The 18,943-nt window shown below is 36.8% G+C and carries 21 protein-coding genes; 15 read left to right on the top strand and 6 right to left on the bottom strand.

The genetic code is table 11. The annotated features are described in order from the left end of the window. The first annotated feature begins 43 nt into the window (after positions 1–43). Both MHB58_RS17950 and MHB58_RS17945 read left to right on the top strand, forming a co-directional pair. Positions 44–895 (top strand): DegV family protein, encoded by an 852-nt coding sequence (locus MHB58_RS17950; RefSeq protein ID WP_339263257.1) that lies wholly within the window; start codon positions 44–46, stop codon positions 893–895. A 43-nt stretch (positions 896–938) separates the two neighbouring features. Next, positions 939–1,220, top strand: a complete 282-nt coding sequence (locus tag MHB58_RS17945; RefSeq protein WP_339263256.1) for a potassium transporter Kef — start codon at positions 939–941, stop codon at positions 1,218–1,220. A 60-nt stretch (positions 1,221–1,280) separates the two neighbouring features. Here the strand turns inward: MHB58_RS17945 and MHB58_RS17940 are convergent, their stop codons facing one another. Then, the gene (locus MHB58_RS17940; protein WP_014822643.1) at positions 1,281–2,015 is read right to left on the bottom strand and encodes a YqcI/YcgG family protein; all 735 of its coding nucleotides are present in this window, start codon (positions 2,013–2,015) and stop codon (positions 1,281–1,283) included. Positions 2,016–2,188: 173 nt separating this feature from the next. On the opposite strand from MHB58_RS17940, the gene MHB58_RS17935 reads away from it, so the two are divergent. From MHB58_RS17935 to MHB58_RS17910, 6 genes are all read left to right on the top strand, one after another. Further along, complete coding sequence (locus tag MHB58_RS17935; RefSeq protein ID WP_008405565.1) at positions 2,189–3,043, top strand: dimethylarginine dimethylaminohydrolase family protein; 855 nt, start codon at positions 2,189–2,191, stop codon at positions 3,041–3,043. Between the two features lie 182 nt (positions 3,044–3,225). Next, positions 3,226–4,077 (top strand): DegV family protein, encoded by an 852-nt coding sequence (locus MHB58_RS17930; protein WP_340735758.1) that lies wholly within the window; start codon positions 3,226–3,228, stop codon positions 4,075–4,077. A 716-nt stretch (positions 4,078–4,793) separates the two neighbouring features. Beyond that, positions 4,794–4,937, top strand: a complete 144-nt coding sequence (locus tag MHB58_RS17925; protein WP_014822645.1) for a hypothetical protein — start codon at positions 4,794–4,796, stop codon at positions 4,935–4,937. A gap of 105 nt (positions 4,938–5,042) precedes the next feature. Continuing rightward, positions 5,043–5,264: a DUF2829 domain-containing protein gene (locus MHB58_RS17920; protein ID WP_008405570.1), complete on the top strand. Its 222-nt coding sequence runs from the start codon at positions 5,043–5,045 to the stop codon at positions 5,262–5,264. Between the two features lie 55 nt (positions 5,265–5,319). Continuing rightward, complete coding sequence (locus tag MHB58_RS17915; protein WP_340735757.1) at positions 5,320–6,042, top strand: 3-oxoacyl-ACP reductase; 723 nt, start codon at positions 5,320–5,322, stop codon at positions 6,040–6,042. 149 nt (positions 6,043–6,191) lie between these two features. Beyond that, positions 6,192–6,695 carry a QueT transporter family protein gene (locus MHB58_RS17910; RefSeq protein WP_340735756.1) on the top strand — a complete coding sequence of 168 codons (504 nt, stop codon included), beginning with the start codon at positions 6,192–6,194 and terminating at the stop codon, positions 6,693–6,695. 67 nt (positions 6,696–6,762) lie between these two features. Here the strand turns inward: MHB58_RS17910 and splB are convergent, their stop codons facing one another. The 3 genes from splB to MHB58_RS17895 form a co-directional block, all read right to left on the bottom strand. Then, a complete protein-coding gene (splB, locus tag MHB58_RS17905) occupies positions 6,763–7,791 on the bottom strand; it encodes a spore photoproduct lyase (protein WP_065217615.1) in 1,029 nt (342 codons plus the stop codon). Positions 7,792–8,044: 253 nt separating this feature from the next. Then, positions 8,045–10,243, bottom strand: a complete 2,199-nt coding sequence (locus MHB58_RS17900; RefSeq protein WP_340735755.1) for a polysaccharide pyruvyl transferase family protein — start codon at positions 10,241–10,243, stop codon at positions 8,045–8,047. Then, positions 10,236–10,934, bottom strand: coding sequence for a glycosyltransferase family 2 protein (locus tag MHB58_RS17895; protein ID WP_014822651.1), 699 nt, complete (start codon positions 10,932–10,934; stop codon positions 10,236–10,238). Before MHB58_RS17895 ends, MHB58_RS17900 begins: the two co-directional genes overlap by 8 nt. Positions 10,935–11,090: 156 nt before the next feature. On the opposite strand from MHB58_RS17895, the gene MHB58_RS17890 reads away from it, so the two are divergent. Both MHB58_RS17890 and MHB58_RS17885 read left to right on the top strand, forming a co-directional pair. Continuing rightward, complete coding sequence (locus MHB58_RS17890) at positions 11,091–11,267, top strand: DUF2642 domain-containing protein (RefSeq protein ID WP_008405580.1); 177 nt, start codon at positions 11,091–11,093, stop codon at positions 11,265–11,267. A 15-nt stretch (positions 11,268–11,282) separates the two neighbouring features. Continuing rightward, positions 11,283–11,492 carry a hypothetical protein gene (locus tag MHB58_RS17885; RefSeq protein WP_008405583.1) on the top strand — a complete coding sequence of 70 codons (210 nt, stop codon included), beginning with the start codon at positions 11,283–11,285 and terminating at the stop codon, positions 11,490–11,492. 403 nt (positions 11,493–11,895) lie between these two features. On the opposite strand, the gene hpaB is transcribed toward MHB58_RS17885, so the two are convergent. Then, entirely contained in the window at positions 11,896–13,338 is a 1,443-nt protein-coding gene (gene hpaB / locus MHB58_RS17880; RefSeq protein WP_014822653.1) for a 4-hydroxyphenylacetate 3-monooxygenase, oxygenase component, read from the bottom strand. A gap of 564 nt (positions 13,339–13,902) precedes the next feature. Between hpaB and MHB58_RS17875 the strand changes: the two genes are divergently transcribed. Then, the gene (locus MHB58_RS17875; RefSeq protein ID WP_008405590.1) at positions 13,903–14,757 is read left to right on the top strand and encodes a hypothetical protein; all 855 of its coding nucleotides are present in this window, start codon (positions 13,903–13,905) and stop codon (positions 14,755–14,757) included. Between the two features lie 70 nt (positions 14,758–14,827). Here MHB58_RS17875 and MHB58_RS17870 read toward each other — a convergent pair whose 3' ends face one another. Next, positions 14,828–15,268 (bottom strand): YtoQ family protein, encoded by a 441-nt coding sequence (locus MHB58_RS17870; RefSeq protein ID WP_065217610.1) that lies wholly within the window; start codon positions 15,266–15,268, stop codon positions 14,828–14,830. Positions 15,269–15,433: 165 nt separating this feature from the next. Between MHB58_RS17870 and nadX the strand changes: the two genes are divergently transcribed. The 4 genes from nadX to MHB58_RS17850 all read left to right on the top strand — a co-directional run bounded on the left by nadX (position 15,434) and on the right by MHB58_RS17850 (position 18,899). Beyond that, positions 15,434–16,210, top strand: coding sequence for an aspartate dehydrogenase (gene nadX / locus MHB58_RS17865; protein WP_340735754.1), 777 nt, complete (start codon positions 15,434–15,436; stop codon positions 16,208–16,210). A gap of 145 nt (positions 16,211–16,355) precedes the next feature. After that, on the top strand, positions 16,356–17,324 hold the full coding sequence (locus MHB58_RS17860; protein WP_065217608.1) for a tRNA dihydrouridine synthase: 969 nt from the start codon (positions 16,356–16,358) through the stop codon (positions 17,322–17,324). Between the two features lie 242 nt (positions 17,325–17,566). After that, positions 17,567–17,914 carry a PadR family transcriptional regulator gene (locus tag MHB58_RS17855; protein ID WP_014822657.1) on the top strand — a complete coding sequence of 116 codons (348 nt, stop codon included), beginning with the start codon at positions 17,567–17,569 and terminating at the stop codon, positions 17,912–17,914. Beyond that, positions 17,901–18,899 carry an HAAS signaling domain-containing protein gene (locus MHB58_RS17850; protein ID WP_340735753.1) on the top strand — a complete coding sequence of 333 codons (999 nt, stop codon included), beginning with the start codon at positions 17,901–17,903 and terminating at the stop codon, positions 18,897–18,899. Before MHB58_RS17855 ends, MHB58_RS17850 begins: the two co-directional genes overlap by 14 nt. The last annotated feature ends 44 nt before the right edge of the window (positions 18,900–18,943 follow it).

The raw sequence follows: 18,943 nt of genomic DNA, 5'->3' as shown, positions 1-18,943 counted from the left end.
ATAAGTACGCATAAATGGCTGCGTAAAGTGGAAGGTGTATACGATGAGAAAGATTATTTTATCAACTGACAGTGGAGCAGATTTACCGAAAGAACTCGTTGAAAAATATCAAATTCAAGTAGCTCCCATGCACATCATTATGGATGGAAAAGATTATTTGGACGGAGAGCTATCTGTAGAAGAAGTTTTTGAATATTATAATCGCACTAAGAAAATCCCATCTACTGCAGCAACTAATGTACAGGAGTATCATGATTTCTTTTCAAAAATCAGATCGGATTTTCCGGATAGTCTCATTATTCACATTGGTTGTACATCAAAAGCATCCGTCACTTTTCAAAGTGCGGTCATTGCTGCAAAAGAATTTGACGACCTTTTCCTTGTTGATTCATTAAATATAACAGGGGGATTAGCTGCAATCGTCATGTATGCGGCCATTTTGCTTGAACATGAACCTTCCATTGACCATAATCGTTTAATAGAGAAAATAGAATCCTTTGTTCCGAAAACAAGGCTTGCGATTCTTCCAGGCAGTCTCGACTTTTTGAAAGCGGGTGGAAGGGTAAGTAATCTAGTTTATCTTGGTGGAGCATTGTTGAAAATAAAGCCTTGTATTGAATTAAAGGATGGGAAACTTGTTTCAATAAGAAACTATCGCGGGAAGATGAGTATTGTAGCAGAAAAGTTTATGCGGGATTTTTTAAATGAATATAATATTGATAGAAAACTGCTATTTTTGATTTACTCTATTGGACTTGATGAAAGTATTAAAAATCGGATGGTTGAAATTGCAAGAGGGAAAGGATTCGAAAATGTGAAATGGATGCAAGCCGGAGCGGGAATATCTACGCATGCTGGTCCAGGCGGGTTTGGGGTTGCCGGATTAGAACGTTAGCATACGGTAGTAAATGTTTCGATTGTTGAGGGGTAGATACAGTATGGATAAAATTATATGGTTATCAGCACTAACTTATTTTCTTTTAATCGCTTTACTTATTATCAGCTATTATATAAGTAAAGGACTTTCCAGAATGATAGTCAGCTTCATCGGTATTGCAGCCCTTGTATTATTAACTTGGACATTAATCGATAATAAAATTATGGATTATCAGGATGCGAATATCGGGTTGGGATTAGTATTTTTTTTAGTATGGATTATCACTTTTTTTATGTTTTTATTTGCGCTTATTATGTTATTTCGGTCAAAAAGACAGGGTTAGTCTGAATAACAAAAGAACGAATCTTCCAGTGGATTCGTTCTTTTGTTTTGAACTATAAACTTATAGTAATGATTTATGCTGGAAAGGGCATTTTCCTTGAATTGGCACTATGTCATCACCGATAAAGGATTGTTTCCATTCGTTATGTGTCGGATCTCCAAAGTGGCCGATATCAGGATGCTTCGGAAGCTGATCCCAAACTTCCACACGTTTCCGCACTTTCTCCCTCGACATAATCCCGCCTTTTTCAGTACCCTCTAAACCTTGGAATATTTTACGGGGCTGAAATCCAAGTACCATTGCATTTCCTAAATGGCGGGTTTTGCGCTTCTTATATGCGGGAGCATTTCCAAACACAAAGATCGGCTCTCCAGCGAAATGAAAATCCCACAAGTAATGATCCGGATCACGAGGACTGTTTTCCGGCCATTCTACTTTATCGACCGTATGCAGGTACTGAAGGATATCCCAAAACTGTTTGCGGTAATCATCTATAGCACCTTCTTGTTCAAAAGGCTCCACAAAAACAAAGAGACCGTGTCTTTTATAATTGGGCTGTTTAAACAAATCTAAAAAACCTTCAACTGCTTGAGGCAGATTACTCCAGTCGTCCTGTGTAATATACGCATAACGGAGTTCGCCTTTTAGTTCGCCGCTCATACCAAAAAAGCATGGGAATGTTTTATCCGTTACCGTATTATGAAAAGTTTCATATTCGCTATACAGCCAACTTGGCAAGTCTGTTCGATTGTGAAAATCCTCTTTTGTTAATAGTGCCTGCCCTTTCGTAATCATATAATCTCCTCCATTGATGTTCTTCGCCTAATTTTAATTTTTATTGCTAGTCCATACCCCAACGGAAAATTCCTGAAACAACAGCATTCACCTAGTAATGATCGGAAATAGTTTATGAAATCGAGAAATTAGGGAATGGTATAAAGGTGAATTGAAAATTTGGAGGATGACTTATGGTTAAAACAGTTTCAAATAAATCTAACGTACAATGTCAAAGTGAATATGGAATTTTAAAACAAGTCGTATTATGCGAGCCTGAATATATGGAAATTAAAGAAGTGATAAATGATGTTCAAAAAAAATATGAAGATGACAATATTGATCAAGAACTTGCCGTTAAGCAGCACCGAAACTTTGAGCAAGCGTTACGTAATGCCGGTGTAGAAATAATTAAACTGCCGCCTAGTAAAGACCATCCGGAACAAGTGTTTACAAGAGATATTGGTTTTACAATTGGAAATCACTTGTTTGTTTCTGAAATGGCCAATCCCATCCGTCAAGGTGAAGAGGAAGTATTGGCTCAATGGCTGAACAACAATAAAATTGCTTACAAAAACCTTTCTTTACATTCCATTGAAGGTGGCGATGTGATTGTTGATGGCAATAGGGTCTTTGTCGGAATTAGTGATCGTACATGCAAAAAAGCAATTCAAAATTTACAAAAAGAATTACCCGATTATGAAATTATTCCGATCCCGTTTAACCCAAAATATTTACATTTAGACTGTGTATTCAATATTCTCTCATCAGAAGATGCTCTTATTTTTCCGGAAGCGTTCGAACCAAAAATAGTAAATCTTTTGTCGAGTATGTATCATTTGATCGAAGTAAGTGAAACCGAGCAGTTTTCAATGGGGACGAATGTGCTTTCTATTGGACAAAACCGTGTGCTGAGCTTGCCGATTAATCGTGATGTGAATTATCAAATGAAACAGCATGGTTATGAAGTGCTGGAAGTTGATTTCTCAGAAATTATTAAATCTGGCGGCTCATTCAGATGCTGTTCGATGCCAATTTTACGGCAATAAAAATTTGATGCCTTCCAATTATCGATGCGAATAGCCTTATTCGCACTTCGTTTTTACTATATGTCATTTATACAACACTCATTCTAAAAGTTGTGCTTCCCGCACTTCCTTTTTAGTGTATATTTAAGGTGAATACGCAAAAAAGATTGCAGCAGTGACTGCGCTTTTGAAAGGAAGGTACAATGAAGAGAATTATTTTATCGACTGAGAGTGGCGCGGATTTACCGAAGGACCTAGTTGAAAAACATCAAATTCAAGTAGTACCGATGCACGTTATTATGGATGGAAAAGATTATTTGGATGGTAAGGTATCTGTAGAAGATGTTTTTCAATTTTATGACCGGTCGAAAGCAATTCCCTCTACAGCTGCGACGAATGTCCATGAATACCATGATTTGTTTACAAATATTCGATTGAAGTATCCTGAAAGCATTATTATTCACATTGGCTATACGTCAAAAGCATCTGCTTCCTTTCAAAGTGCGGTAATTGCAGCAGAAGATTTTGACGATCTTTATCTTATTGATACGTTAAATGTAACAGGTGGATTAGGTGCAGTGGTGATGTATGCAGCAAATTTGCTTGAAGAAGAACCTGAGATTAGCCATGAGTACTTAATTGAAAAAATCTATTCAATCGTTCCTAAAACAAGACTGGCTTTCTTGCCAGGAAGTTTAGACTTTTTAAAAGCCGGGGGACGGGTGAGTAATCTCGCCTATATAGGTGGCGCATTGCTTAAAATAAAGCCTTGCATCGAGTTAAAAGAGGGGAAACTTGTTTCAACTAGAAAATACCGTGGCAAAATGGATAGTGTGGCAGAAAAGCTTATGAACGATTATTTCAATGAATACGATATAGATCGTAAACAGTTATATTTAATTTACTCGATAGGACTTGATGAACGTATTAAAGAACGTTTGGAAGAAGTCTCGAAGGAAAACGGCTTTGAGAATGTAAGATGGATGCAGGCCGGAGCGATGATTTCCACTCATGCAGGTCCAGGAGGATTTGGTATTGCGGGGATAGAACGTTAGTGAACAAAATAAGAAAGAACCTGGAGTTTTAATTCCAGGTTCTTTTTTGATTATCACTTTTGCTCCTCCATGACACACTGCCTCGCTTTCAGATTAAATTTTAGATTGCTCCAAAAATATTCTGTTTAAGCATATTCAGTTCTTGATAGTCCTTTTGAGATTGATCATTCGCACTCATCGGGTTAACCCTCCAGTCACTTTGATTTGAAGTGAAATCTATAATAGTATAGGCCTTATTTTATTTTTTAAACGTTAATCAATAAAGTTTTTTTATAATACGATGGAGATTCCACGTAGGGCACTATTTAGGCAAAAATAAGAAAGAACCTGGATTTTTAATTCCAGGTTCTTTTTTTGATTACCACTTATGATCCTCCATGACACACTGCCTCGCTTTCAGATTAATTTTAGATTACTCCAAAAATACTCTGTGTAAGCTTATTCAGTTCTTGTTGGTCCTTTTGAGATTGATCTTTCGCACTCATCGGGTTAACCCTCCAGTCACTTAGATTTGAAGTGAAATCTTTAATAGTATAGGTCATATATTATTTTTTATACAAAAAGTTATAGAATTTTCCCGTCAAATAATTTGGATACTCAAAGCGCTAAAAATTGTCTTGATATAAATAAATTGGTGTTCATTTGATTACAGCATACATTCATTAATTTTACGCAAAATAGATAAGAATCCAATTCGTTTTCGGAGGTGAAATAAGTTGGCGAAAAAAAGTAAAACAAGCTTCACTAAGAACAAAAAGGAAAAAAAGGACACGAACCGCCGTGAAGAGTATTCAAAAGAGTTTAATCAAGTAATTCATAATAACCCGCCGCAAGAAGTGACAAAGCATAGAGGAACATAAGGATGTGGTGCACCGGAATATCATTTTGATACCCGGTGCATGTGATTTTCGTAACTTATTGTTATAATATGTATAAGAAATATGAATACATAAAGGAAGATGAATATGACATTTGAAGAAATTTTGCCACGTTTAAAAAATGGAGAAAAAATAATCCGTAAAGGCTGGGGCGGTGCTGAACTATATGTAAAATATGTGCCGGCGACTACATTGGATGATTTAGACATGAACCCGTACTTTGTTATTAATGTAACTGGTGAAGGATATACAATGTTTACACCGACAGTTTGTGATATTTTAGCGGATGATTGGGAAATTGTTCTATAAGAAATTTACGCTGGCTTGTTTTAAACAAGTCAGTTCTTTTTTTGGAGGGAATACAGTGGGAAACCGATTTGAAAATAAAGTGGTCGTCATAACAGGGACCGCATCCGGGATTGGTCGTGCACAGGCAGCTGCCTTTTTAACAGAAGGGGCCACTGTTGTTGGTATCGATATTCAGAAAGCAGCTATAACAGACGATAAGTATCATCACTATGTAGGAAGTGTAGCGGATAACCAATTTATTGAAGAAACGATTGGACAATTAAAGTCTATTGATATTTTATGCAATACAGCCGGCGTACTTGATGGTTATGCTCCGTCACTTGAGACAGAAGAAGCACTATGGGACAAAATCTTTAACGTGAATGTAAAAGGGATGTTCTTTGTAACGAACGCAGTATTAAAGAAAATGCTCAAACAAAAGCGCGGTATTATCGTAAATATGGCGTCCATCGCAGGAATGGTTGCTGGTGGCGGTGGAGCGGCATATACGGCATCCAAACATGCTGTAATCGGTTATACAAAGCAGCTTTCCTATGATTATTGTAAGGAAGGTATACGGGTGAACGGAATTGCACCGGGAGCGATTGAAACACCAATGAATGCGGCCGATTTTGAAGGGTCAGGAGAAATGGCGAAGTTTGTTGCAGAGCAAACACCGGCTGGTCGATGGGCAAAGCCGGAAGAAGTTGCAAATGTTACGTTATTTTTAGCGAGTGAAGCAAGCGATTATATGCATGCAACAATATTACCGGTCGATGGTGGATGGATGAACAAATAAAGTATTGCCATTATATAATATTTACTCCATAATGAATTGGTGCAAAATCACACTATGGCACTTTGGCAGGGTACTAGCACCCGTGCTCCTTTGGTCATAGTTATCAGTAAAATAGCAACTAGCTATTTTATAAAGGAGGAAATTAAATAATGGAAAATTCTGTTTCACCATCACGTGTCAACGTGCATGAAACAGCTAAAGTTGCGATCGTTGCTTCTCTTTATGTAGCAGTGACGCTTGTTTTGGCTGTCATAAGTTTCGGAGCCGTACAATTAAGGCTGTCGGAGATGTTTAACTATTTAGTTCTGTTCCATAAACGTTACATAGTAGCAGTAACATTAGGTGTGGTCATTGCAAACTTCTTTTCGCCGATGTGGTGGGTTGATGTACCGGTAGGCGGGATCGCTACACTGATTGTGTTAGTAATTTGCCGTATCGTTACAAAAAATATGAAAAACTTTGTGTTGAAAATTATTGTAACCGGAGTTATTTTTACAGCATCCATGTTTACAGTGGCAGCACAGCTGATGGTCGTTTTTGATATGCCATTTTGGCCAACGTACGGAATGGTAGCAGTGGGGGAAGCCTTTTCAATGCTAGTAGGCGGCGTCACAATTTATTTATTGCAAAAGAAAATTGATTTTACTAAATAATAATTAAAAAACCATTAAATATAAGAAGCAGACAGTTCAAAAATGAATGTCTGCTTTTATTTTTGCATTAAGTGAAATATTCCAGCTTTGCATTTGGAAAGAATTTTTCCATGTAGCTGTAGAGTGTTTCTTTCATTTCATCTTCTTCGTCCTTTTGGTAAATATACTTACTGATTCCGTATTTTCCCCACTTCACTCGTCTTGCTGATTCGTCCAGCTTTAGCTTCGTCTTCGGGTAGTTTTTATTAATCACATTTTTAGCAGCCTTTGTAAAACGGTGCTGAATAAATTCGAATGTAATATCTTCCCGAACGTCTTGGGGGAGTTCGGCGTCAAGTCGTTCAAACATATGATAGTAACCTTCCTGCCAACCGTCATGAAGATAAATCGGTGCTACGATAAACCCAAGCGGATAGCCCGCTCTCGCTACTTTCCCGGCTGCCTCAATACGCTGGGCAAGCGAGGATGTACCGGGTTCAAAATTTCTTATAACATAATCCGCGTTAATACTAAAACGAAATCTCGTATGACCATTATGTTTAGCATCGAGTAAATGATCAACATGATGAAACTTTGTGACAAACCTTAACCTGCCCAGCTCGGTTTGACCAAAATGCTCTATCGCCTTCTTTAATGAATGGGTTAAGTGATCCAAACCTACAATATCGGAAGTACAGGCTGCTTCAAACCTTGTAATTTCAGGTGCACGTTCTTCAATATACCGGTCAGCCGCTTCAAATATTTCCTCGACATTCACATATGTGCGAATATACGGTTTGCTTCCCATTGTTGTCTGTAAATAGCAATAATGGCAGTGCCCCATACAACCTGTAGCAAGCGGAATAGCATATTCTGCGGAAGGCTTGGACGTATCAAACTTCAACGTTTTGCGAATACCAACGACAAGAGTGGATTTTGCAATTCGATACTTTTGCAAATCATTTTCTCCGGGAAAGTCCCGTATTTGATTATGGGAAGTTGTATACCGTATCTCAATGCCTAACGCTTCAAACTTTTCTTTTAGTTCTTTGCCAAGCGGATAGTCCAATGCTTTCGGTTCAAAATAAACAAGCTGAGGGATGAAAGGTTTATTCATGTTTTTTGCACAACACCTTCTCTTTATTTTGGTTTAGTTTGTCTTGAGAACAGGGATTTTATGAGGTGGGAATAATTGCAGCAGATAGCAACGGGAAGACATTTACATATGTTCGTCCACTTAGATTTAATAAAAAAATAAGACCCCTTAAAATGGGTAACAAACATAAACTAACCATTTTGCGACATGTGTTAGATTTGTTGGAGGTAGGAGTCTTATTTAAATGGAATTTAAATGAATTGAAAAGTTCATATTATTTTTTTGTGAAGGGTGATTCCAAAAGAGAAATATATTTTTGTTGGATTGTGTTATATTGTTTTACTGGCTCTAATTCGTTTTTTTCAATCATTATGACGCGTTCTAACAGGTCATCTGTTAATTGTTGAGAACTTGTAGAAACGACTAAGTGCGGTAACCCTAATAATGCAGCGAAATCAAATACTTTAAACCGATAGCCTAATGGGATAGAGGGGACATTTGCTATCAGAGATAGAATGTTGGCATATAGCTTGAAGTTAATCGTTGCTTTACACCTTGATAATTGAGTGATCAATTGCTGTTCGGTATAAAGGTTTTTGTCTAGTACTACATTGTCCGGATCATTAATTTTATTGTAAAGTCTTTCGCAATGTAGGATATCGTCATTCCACACTGTGTAAATCAATATTTTATATCCTTTGTTAATTAATCTCTTCGCCGTTTCAACCAACTGTTCTTCTACTGATTCTTCATTTGCGCCGTATAAACGATTAAATGTTGTTCCCCAATTGATGCCGATTATTTTTTCTTTTTCTGGAGTTTGCAATAAATGTGCATTTTGCAATAGTAAGGCAGGATCGCCAATCACTTTTACTTTTGCAGATATCTCATTGCCCACCATAAGTTCAATGGCCTTTTTAGTTAAGGGACCTCTGACCCCTACAAAAAGCGCATGTTCTAAAACCTCTTCTAGTACATCCACATCTTTTTGTGTAAAGCTTGGGTTTAAGGAAGTCAATTGATCATTTAACAGTAAGCCTAACGTTGGTTCTTCAATCCAATCTATTCCTGCGCCCCAAATGAGTACTGATTTTCCTCTATGAATGGCGTCTTGGAGAATTTGAAGATAGCCGGGCAAGAAGAGGGAGCCTCCACCTAATACAACCATATCAAATTCATCAAGATTTTTTAAATCAGTACCTGGTAGTGATGGCTTAATTGTGAATTTTCCCACGTCTAAATATTTGGCACATGTATCTTTAAACATATTCCACAATAGTTCATCACCCAAATTATTAAAGCCGATCCAGCCTATATATAATATATTTCTTATTCCATCCCACCTTATTTTCGTTTGTTGAGAGTAGATTTTTAAAATCTTTTTTACAATCGTCTGAATGTTAAACATTTCCTCGATAATCTCTCTGGCTTTTATTCCATTATGTCTGAGCTGCTCTGTATCTCTTAAAATTTTTTTTAGATCATCACTTAATTGATGTCTATTGCAAACAGCCTTTGAACCGTGATCTCCAAAATAATGACTCCATGCTTCTTGAAAATTGTTAGTATCCACAATACCGAAATAACCATGGTTCCCTACTGCAACCACTTGCTTTTCCGAAGCCATCGCCTCTAATGCTACTCGCCCCGTGCCAACTACACAATCTGCAATTGAATAATAGGGGTGCATATTATTTTGTTCTCCTACTATATGGATAAAAGCCTCACCGCAAATTCCCTCAATTGTTCGAGCCAAAGATGTAATTTCATCCAACTTGTTTCCATCGCCTACCACTATGACATGAAGGTTAGGAATTTCACCTACTTTTAAGTCCTTGCAAGCTCTTAAAAAAATGGAACAAACATGCGCCTTAGCCCATGTAATTCTACTTGCATACAGAAGAATGGTGGCATCTTCCGGTATTTTCAATTCGTTTCTTATATCTCTTTCAGCCAGATCTATGGGATAGTCTTCTAAGTTGATTCCATTTGGTACTAAGAAAGGATGTTCTACACCGAATGTTTTTACATAGTCACATAATGGAGGGCTTACACAGATGACTACATCTGATAATTTGAGAAGTTCCTCTATCTCATGATTTGGATAATACGTCCCATGTATTGTTATAATTGTAGGAATGTCTCTGTTTTTTGCTGCCTTTCCAGCCAAGTAGCCAGATGAAGTTTGATGAATATGAACATGGGATATTTTTTCTGTTTCAATAATTAGTTCAATTTGTTTTATCAATTCCGTCTCATAGGTTTCTTCCAAAGTAATCGATTTTGGAAATTCAATATGATATATGGGACAATTCAATGCCTCATATGAATTGACTAAATTACCTGTTTTATTAGCAACGATTGCCACAAAGATATTATTTTTAATAAGTTCTTTTGCCAAACTTAATACATGAGTTTCAGTTCCGCCGATATAGAAGGCATCAACGGCAAGCAAAATCCTTTTTTCAGTCACTCTTCTCGCCTCCATAAAACGTCTTGGAGCGTTGCTGATCATGATTTCGATAGTAATAGAGAACATCTGTAAGATTATCTATCTTTAATTTTGCATTCAGAAATTTTACGATAAATTCATAATCTTCTGCACCGTTAATCCTTCGTGTGGGACCACCTATCATGTCAAAAACCTTTCCGCGAAATAAAATCGTTCCGTGACAGACACAATGACCTCCAGCCGCATAACATTCTTGTATAGAATCTCCGTATTGCAACCAATTAGATTTTTGTCCATCTTCTATTGAATCTGCGTTATAAAATACTTTGTAGTTTGCTCCAATTAAATCATAGTCTGGATTTTCCAGGAGAAAGTTTACCTGTTTATATAAACGTAACGGGTGCGAAATATCATCGGCATCATTTACTGCAATATATTCGCCCGAGCTCATAAAATAGCCGACAGTAAGAGCACCGGCAAACCCTGTATTCACAGGAAGATTACATATAATAGTTTGAAAGTGGGGATTTGAATTTTCCAGCCACTTTTCAACTACGTCTAGTGTGTTGTCAGTAGAAGCGTCATTAACAATTATTACTTCAATTTTATCGTGTTTTTGACACTTCAGTCCATCTAGGCAATCTTCTATAAATTGCGCTGCATTATAGCATGGAATTACAACACTCACTAATCCTTCCTTCCTTTCCTTCATAGTTATCACCTCCCAATTATGATATGAACCTTATTTAATACCAACTGTGCGACATGCTTATATTTTATTGGGAATTATGGAAAATTGAATCTTTACCCAGAGAAGTTTCTGCAGTAAACATATCATTTAACATACCAACATAAAGGGGGGTGCAATATGGGGCAACTGCGTGCATTTCTTAATTCTTTGAAAGGGTCAAACCTTACAGTTACAACGGAATATTCAAAGGTAACCGGTATTTTAGTAGAAGTGGACTTGGACTTTATAACACTTAGAATGAACACGCATTTTCTATACATTCCATTAACCAGTATTGAAAATGTAGCTTATTAAAGAGGAGGTGGTGTAATGAGCCGCAAATTATTGAATACGCAGCTGGAGATGTTTTTAAAAAGGGAAATTACAGTAGCAGTGGGAGAAGACCTGATTACAGGAACATTGGAAGCGGTTAAACAGGACTTTCTAATTTTAACTGAATCTATTAATACCTACGAAAGGGAAAGTATAACAAGAATTATCGTTTTATCACAGATAAGCTATATACAAGTCCCACTGTAAGTAGAGGGGGTATTAATCAAATATTGACCAAAAGGGCGGACTGTAATTGAATTTTTGGATCACAACTCTAAATGGGTTTGTACAACGCTAAAATATCACTTTTAATAAAAAGTGATATTTTAGCGAATATGAAATTTTTCGTACAGGTTACGAGGTTTAAAGTACCCGCAGTGCTACCGCCATCGTTTTCCCAGCGATTCATGTCACTGCTTTCATCATTTTCAATGTAATCTGCATGTTTGTCGTTTGGATGGGTATTTCCGCAACATTTCCGCAACTTCATTTTATTCATCATCCTTTTTATAATCATTCTTATTTAGTTTATGCAATAAACCCGTTTTAGTTAATGACTGAAGAAGGAGTGATGAATGTACCTACCTACTAGGATCATCAACTATTCTAATTATTTTAGATTTATAAATTTACATACAGCCTCTACATATTCTTTTTTAGGATAATTGAAATATAATTCGCTTGCTAACCGGACGGGATCGCCAAAGAAGAAACGTTCATATTGAGTTTGCCTAGTTCCAAATGAACTCATCGTTAAATCCCAAGCTAACCGGAATATTTTTACCCGTTCTTCAGCAGGTTTAGTTGCGGCTTGAAGATATTGATCTAAATCGCTTCTTATAGCAGAGTGAAATGCCTTTTCAGTTGGAAGTGTAATTATTCCGCTGGCACCAATGAGCTGAATGATTTCGGTGAGGCGGGCATAAATTTTCGAAAACGTATGACCGGCAACTTTCAATGGTAAAATTGCAGGCCGTAAATAGCCGTATTCATCTAGTGCTGCATCATTCTCCGATTTCTCCAATAGTGCTTTCATCGTTTCCAATCCAACAATAATTTCTGACATTTTTTCATGGATATGCTGATATTCATAAACTTTAATCGTATTGATGAGGAGTTCGGCAATTCCTAAAATAAATTCTGTTTTTACAATCTGCCTAATTAAAACTTGAGATTTGGCAAAATGATGAAAACCACTTTGCATAATAAATTTTTCGGCAACCTCAACATTGTTGTAAAAAAAGACACGTTCCCATGGTACTAATACATTGTCAAAGACGACAATGGAATCCATTTCTTCATATTTTGAGCTTAAAGGATGATCAAATGCAGACTCCCCGCCTATAAAAGAATCTCTGCAAATAAATTTTAAACCTTCTGTATTCGATGGGACGGCAAAGGAAAAAGTTTCATCTTCACCAAATACAAGCTTACCAACATTAAATACAAATACTTCATCTGTTAATCCGCCTTGTGTTGCTAAAAGACGTGCGCCTTTTATGATGATGCCTTCTTCAGTCTCGGCGATAACCCTTGCTGAAATAGGTTCGTTCGTGTTTTCAATATAACTTTGAGAACGATTTACTTGAGGGGTAATAAACGTATGGGTAAGCGATAAATCATTTTCCCTTACAATTTCAAAAAATGCCAGAAGGTTTTCCGGGTAGCATTTTTCCTGGCCTTCAAGCATTGCAGCAGAGGAGGTGAAGCCCATTAAAACAGAGTTCAAGTAATCGGGACTTCTTCCTAAAATGCCATGTGTATGTCTAGCCCAATGTTCCATCATTTTTCGCCTTTTTATTAAATCCTCTTTCGTTTTGGGCATCAAATAAGAAAGGCCGACACGTTCTCCGGTAAGGGGGGATACGAAGGTCATTTCATCTTTTATTTTAGGATTGTGCTGTAAATCATAAAGGGATGCTTTCGTCTGAATAAGTCCTTTAAAAACAGGGTGTTCAGATATCAACCCTTCTAACTTTTCACCGTCCAACCATATTTCATTATTTAACGCATTTAATCGGTTAATATAATTTTCACCATTAATTGCACCCATTCATCCACTCCTTAAGTTTCATGATCATCGTCCAGCCAATTACTTACTTATATGCAAATGTAGGCTTGAACTAAAACAAGGTAGCACTTTGTATGTTTGTATATACGCAACATATGTAAGGACAGGTTTTAAAGTGCTTCGTAATATGTGAATTTTTGAAAGGAAGCGTTAAGTAAATGCTGTATTCATCTATTTAATAAATAAAAAAGCATCCGGTTAAAACGCGTTTTTACACGTCCGAACCAGATGCCTACTATAATTTTAAGGGATAAATATTTTAGTTGACTTAGAGCAAAATTTCATTTTAACCTAACGTAAAATAATATGTCAATAAAATTTTTGTAATTTCTATAAAAAAATGTTATAATAGTCTTACAATTGTTTTCGGTGCGTATTATGTATTCTTTGTTCTTTTTGAATTCATTATTAAGGATACGTATTTATGTACTTTTTTTATTCACGAGAGCAAAAATTTTAACAGTTGTCTAAGCTCTAAACTAGAGTTAATTATTGGCTGACGATTGAACGTAACTGTGTTTTTATTTTACAAGGAGGATTTAAATAATGAATCTAATCAATAAAAAAGTTACACATAAGCATTTCGGAATGGGTAGTATCGTTAAACAGAATGAATCAAGCATTGAAATACATTTCGCATCGGAAAGTAAAAAGTTTGTTTTCCCTGATGTATTTGGAAAGCATTTAGTACTTCACGATAAAGATGATGTGCAAACGCTAGAAAAAATCATTCAGAAAAAAGAACTTGAGCGAAGAGAAGAAGAATGGCAAAAAGAAGAGAAATTAAAACTCCAGCGTAAAAACCAGGAACAACGATTAATTCATGAAAAACATATGAAAAACTTTAAACTTCATCCAGAATCACAATTGGTTTTCTGGTGTGACACTGAAGAACAGCAAACAGCTTTTTCAGATTGGAAGGTTTTTTCGGGATTAACGAAGAGCGGTGTAAATAAAGGGAAGCCTGTAAAACCAATTCGTCTGCACCTGAACAGTGCAGTGTTGTTAACGGCAGTGGATGAAAATTCGCCTGAAAAGGAACGACGCATTTTAGGTGTGTATATGGTAGAAGAGAATTTTATCGGGAAATTGAGTGAAGATGGATATATTCCGGCACATTCAAAGTACAGAATTCAACTGACAGAACAAGAAGCTGAGCAAATGCTGTTCTGGAACTATTACGTAAATGAGAAGTTCACTCATAAAATGACGTGGAATACAGGTAAGCATCGTTATTTTGATAATGTATGGATGGCTCAAATTTTACGTGATATTGTTTCCTTGAAAACAGACCCTCAGGAAAAAGAGCTTGCTCAACAATTCTTTACACATTTCTGTAAAATGAATGAAATAACAGCGCAAGAATTACCACAGCCTAATGGTGCCTTGAAGCGTATTTAATTATATAGATACTTATAAAAAAGAACGAATTCCAAAGGGAGTTCGTTCTTTTTTAGTTTTAACTGGTGCTTTAATCAAATATATAACGGATTACTTCAATTGCCTGATCAACAGTTTCCACTGTCACATTTGCTTTGTTGGATAACTCTTTTAAAGGGTGAATTAATGACTCGGGACGGATGATGATTGTCGGTTTATTCAATGCAATCGCTGTACTTACATCCATTGCGGTATTCCATTGTTTATACTTTTCACCGAATAATGCAATGACGATATCTGCTTTCTGCATTAATACCTGTGTACGGAAATTATTAATATCAGAAGCAGCATTGTCCTTATAATATGCAGAAGGCTGTATGCCTAAAATCTCCTCGCCAATATTGTCTGAACGATCGTGGTCTGTCTGTGGTGCTACAAACTGGAGTGGAAGATTTTTTACCTTCGCCTTTTGTGCGATTTCTTCACGCCAATTATCATGTATCTGTCCTGCTAAATAAACTGTCAGTTCCATACGAATGCCTCCTCTAATTTCTTGCCTTATATTCATACTAACGAATTCATCTATATATTTGAAGTAAACCCTCTGTTAAAGGATGGGAGAATGCATTGCTGAAATTATGATATGGTTGTAGAAGAGTACAATTGAAAATAGAAGATGATTTAAAGGAGGTACACAATGAAAATCGGTTTAATCGGCGCGGGTGCAATTGCTCATTTCCTGTTGGAAGAAATAAATGGAAAGAGGCAAGAAAACTTGCGAATTACAAATGTTTTTGTGAGGGACAGGGGAAAGCATCATTTACTTGAATCCAATTATGGAGTAAAGCTGTACACGGAAATAGATGCATTTTTAGAATCAGAAATTGATATTGTTGTGGAGGCTGCAAATATTGAAGCAGTTCATACATTACTTCCGGCGGCAATCAGGAAAAGGGATGTTGTCTTAATTAGTATTGGTGCATTAGTGGATGAGGAACTGTTGGCAGGGCTGAACACCTTAGCGAATGAATTCAACCGAAGACTTTACTTGCCATCAGGTGCAATCGGAGGATTGGATTTACTGCAAAACGCCCATGTGCTTGGTACAGTTACATCCGTTGCGCTAACAACACGCAAACCGGCGAGCTCATTAATTGAGGAAACAATCGAGATAGAGAAAGTGATATTTAAAGGGAGTGCGACAGAAGCGATCAGACGTTACCCTAAAAATATGAATGTATCGATTGTGCTTGCGCTGGCTGGAATTGGATTTGACGAAACGAGTGTAACATTAGTGGCAGATCCGAAAATTGATAAAAACATTCACCAAGTTGAAATGACAGGGGATTTTGGGGAAGCAACATTTACAATTAAGAATAATCCGCTACCTGCAAATCCTAAAACGAGTTATTTAGCAGCGATGAGTATTTTAGGAACACTTAAAAAAATAAAACAGAAACTGCTAATTGGTTAATGAAGCAAAAAATCAATCTATTTATTAAAAGACAGCTTTTTAAATCATCTGCTTTTACTTTTCTGCACTATTTACGCTAATATTGTTAGAGGAAATTTAAAAGTAAGAGATGATTGTTTGTAATGAGAGGAATTGAACTTAACATATGAAAGAGAATTTTTGGCAGGAGCTACCGAAACCATTTTTTGTACTCGCGCCGATGGAAGATGTGACAGATTTAGTTTTTCGGCATGTAGTGGCTGAAGCAGGAAGACCAGATGTATTTTTTACCGAGTTTACTAATTCAGAAAGTTACTGTCACCCTGATGGAATTAAAAGTGTCCGTGGTCGCTTAACATTTACAGAAGACGAACAGCCGATTGTTGCACATATATGGGGAGACAATCCCGACAATTTCCGCAAGATGAGCATTGGTATGGCAGAATTGGGCTTCAAGGGAATTGATATTAATATGGGATGCCCAGTACCGAATGTTGCAGGCAGAGGGAAAGGCAGCGGTCTGATTTTACGTCCCGATGTGGCAGCAGAGCTAATCGAAGCTGCTAAAGCAGGTGGTCTGCCGGTCAGCGTGAAAACACGACTAGGTTATAAAGAAATAGATGAGTGGAAAGAGTGGCTCACACATATTTTAAAACAGGATATTGCAAATCTTTCTATTCATTTACGTACACGAAAAGAAATGAGTGCTGTTGATGCACATTGGGAGCTTATTCCGGAAATTAAAGCGTTGCGAGATGAAATTGCGCCAAATACACTGTTAACAATTAACGGCGATATTCCGGACCGTCAAGTTGGTTTAGAACTTGCAGAAAAGTACGGAATTGACGGGGTAATGATAGGACGCGGTATTTTTAAAAATCCGTTTGCTTTTGAAAAGGTTCCAAAGGAGCACAGTCCAGAAGAGTACCTTGACCTTCTAAAACTGCAGCTTGATCTACAGGACAAGTATGCGGAAGAACTGCCACGTTCAATGTCAGGTCTTCACCGCTTTTTCAAAATTTATGTAAAAGGCTTCCGAGGTGCCGGTGAACTGAGAAACCAGTTGATGAATACAAAATCTACGGATGAAGTACGTTCATTGCTTAATAGCTTTGAGTTGAATAAAGAAGAATAATAATAGGCTTGATTCCGGTAAATGGAATCAAGCCTATTTTTCACCGTTTTTGTAAGCAGCTATAAAGTGGATACAAACTTATCTCCGGTTGCTTATTTAAAACCTGTGGATTCTTTTAAGGATTCATTGGTTTTATTTTTTTATCTGAAGTTATAATGGATTTTCTTCACGTTAATACTGTATGATACATAGTATAAGAATAATACTGTATGACATACATTATAATGATTTGAGGTGTATATATGAGTAATTTACTAAATTCCTTAACGACAGAGCTTAGAAGAGGGACATTGACTTTAGCTGTTTTAAGTCAATTAAGAACTCCGCAGTATGGCTATTCATTGGTTCAGCTATTAGAAGGTGCTGGTATTTCAATTGATCAAAGTACTCTGTATCCGTTGCTACGCCGACTAGAAAAGCAGGAACTTGTTACGAGCAGCTGGGATACTTCTGAAAGCAGACCGCGAAAATACTATGTGTTGAGCGAATATGGTACGGAAATATTTCTGCAACTAAAAAAGGAATGGATTGATAATTCTAAGGAACTATATGCTTTATTAAGAGGGGATGAAGAAAATGAGGATCATTGATGTATATATTCAAGAAGTCACTCGGAGATTGCCTGAAAAAATGCGTACGGATATTGCACTGGAGTTACGTTCAACGATCGAGGACATGTTGCCGGAACAATATAGTGAGGAGGATGCAAAACAGGTTATTAATCAGTTGGGCAATCCTGCCGTCCTGGCGAATGGTTATAAAGATGAGCCGATGCATCTGATTGGTCCTCGTTATTTTGATGTATATGTCTCATTGCTTAAAATGATTGTCCCTATTGCCGTTATCATTACTCTGATTACGGTTATTACGAAATATATTGTTAGTTATAATGGTGAAGAAGCAATTTTAATGAGTGTGTTATCTATTTTTGGAGAAAGCATCTGGTCGATATTTAATGCTGCAATCCAAGTTTTTTTCTGGGCAACTTTAACGTTTGCGATTATTGAAAGGGTTGATAAAGATAAAGAACAGCAACCGCTAACTGCAAGCATGCAAAAATGGACAGCAGATGATTTAAAAAATGTCCCCTATATACCTAAAAAAAGGGCGATCTCAAAGTTTGAGGTTTTTGGAAGTTTATTGTGGACAGCTATTTGGGCAACTCTTTATTTTTATGCCAACCAGCTTATAGGGGTATATGAAGGTGATGGGACCCGACTCCAGTTCGTTATGATTGCGCTGAATCAAGAAGTTTTACTCCAATATTTGCCGCTAGTTATTTTAATCATTGGACTGGAGATTTCCTTTGCACTTTATAAATTACTAAAACAACAATGGACAAAAGGAATGGCAATATGGAATGCGGTTCTCCAATTATTGTCAACTGTTGTCTTTGTAGTAATTGTAATCAATCCTGATATAATGAACGATCATTTTGTAACTTATATGATGGAATTATTTACGATGACGAGGACGCAATTTAGTATATGGGTGGTTGGCAGTGCTATTATCATTTTCATCGTAAGTGCTGTAATATCTGTCTATGATGGTTTTAAAAGAGCGAATGCACGTTAATTTCTGGATAGAAGAACGGAATTCCTATTAAGGGAGTCCGTTCT

This window comes from Solibacillus sp. FSL K6-1554 (assembly GCF_038005185.1).
Classification (GTDB): domain Bacteria; phylum Bacillota; class Bacilli; order Bacillales_A; family Planococcaceae; genus Solibacillus; species Solibacillus silvestris.
Note: the sequence above shows the minus strand (reverse complement) of the source record. Positions and strands in the feature narration are given on the sequence as shown.

Coding starts and splice junctions, on each gene's coding strand:
- MHB58_RS17950 (WP_339263257.1), top strand. CDS start 44: ATGAGAAAGATTATTTTATCAACTGACAGTGGAGCAGATTTACCGAAA.
- MHB58_RS17945 (WP_339263256.1), top strand. CDS start 939: ATGGATAAAATTATATGGTTATCAGCACTAACTTATTTTCTTTTAATC.
- MHB58_RS17940 (WP_014822643.1), bottom strand. CDS start 2,015: ATGATTACGAAAGGGCAGGCACTATTAACAAAAGAGGATTTTCACAAT.
- MHB58_RS17935 (WP_008405565.1), top strand. CDS start 2,189: ATGGTTAAAACAGTTTCAAATAAATCTAACGTACAATGTCAAAGTGAA.
- MHB58_RS17930 (WP_340735758.1), top strand. CDS start 3,226: ATGAAGAGAATTATTTTATCGACTGAGAGTGGCGCGGATTTACCGAAG.
- MHB58_RS17920 (WP_008405570.1), top strand. CDS start 5,043: ATGACATTTGAAGAAATTTTGCCACGTTTAAAAAATGGAGAAAAAATA.
- MHB58_RS17910 (WP_340735756.1), top strand. CDS start 6,192: ATGGAAAATTCTGTTTCACCATCACGTGTCAACGTGCATGAAACAGCT.
- splB (WP_065217615.1), bottom strand. CDS start 7,791: ATGAATAAACCTTTCATCCCTCAGCTTGTTTATTTTGAACCGAAAGCA.
- MHB58_RS17895 (WP_014822651.1), bottom strand. CDS start 10,934: ATGAAGGAAAGGAAGGAAGGATTAGTGAGTGTTGTAATTCCATGCTAT.
- MHB58_RS17890 (WP_008405580.1), top strand. CDS start 11,091: ATGGGGCAACTGCGTGCATTTCTTAATTCTTTGAAAGGGTCAAACCTT.
- MHB58_RS17885 (WP_008405583.1), top strand. CDS start 11,283: ATGAGCCGCAAATTATTGAATACGCAGCTGGAGATGTTTTTAAAAAGG.
- hpaB (WP_014822653.1), bottom strand. CDS start 13,338: ATGGGTGCAATTAATGGTGAAAATTATATTAACCGATTAAATGCGTTA.
- MHB58_RS17875 (WP_008405590.1), top strand. CDS start 13,903: ATGAATCTAATCAATAAAAAAGTTACACATAAGCATTTCGGAATGGGT.
- MHB58_RS17870 (WP_065217610.1), bottom strand. CDS start 15,268: ATGGAACTGACAGTTTATTTAGCAGGACAGATACATGATAATTGGCGT.
- nadX (WP_340735754.1), top strand. CDS start 15,434: ATGAAAATCGGTTTAATCGGCGCGGGTGCAATTGCTCATTTCCTGTTG.
- MHB58_RS17860 (WP_065217608.1), top strand. CDS start 16,356: ATGAAAGAGAATTTTTGGCAGGAGCTACCGAAACCATTTTTTGTACTC.
- MHB58_RS17855 (WP_014822657.1), top strand. CDS start 17,567: ATGAGTAATTTACTAAATTCCTTAACGACAGAGCTTAGAAGAGGGACA.
- MHB58_RS17850 (WP_340735753.1), top strand. CDS start 17,901: ATGAGGATCATTGATGTATATATTCAAGAAGTCACTCGGAGATTGCCT.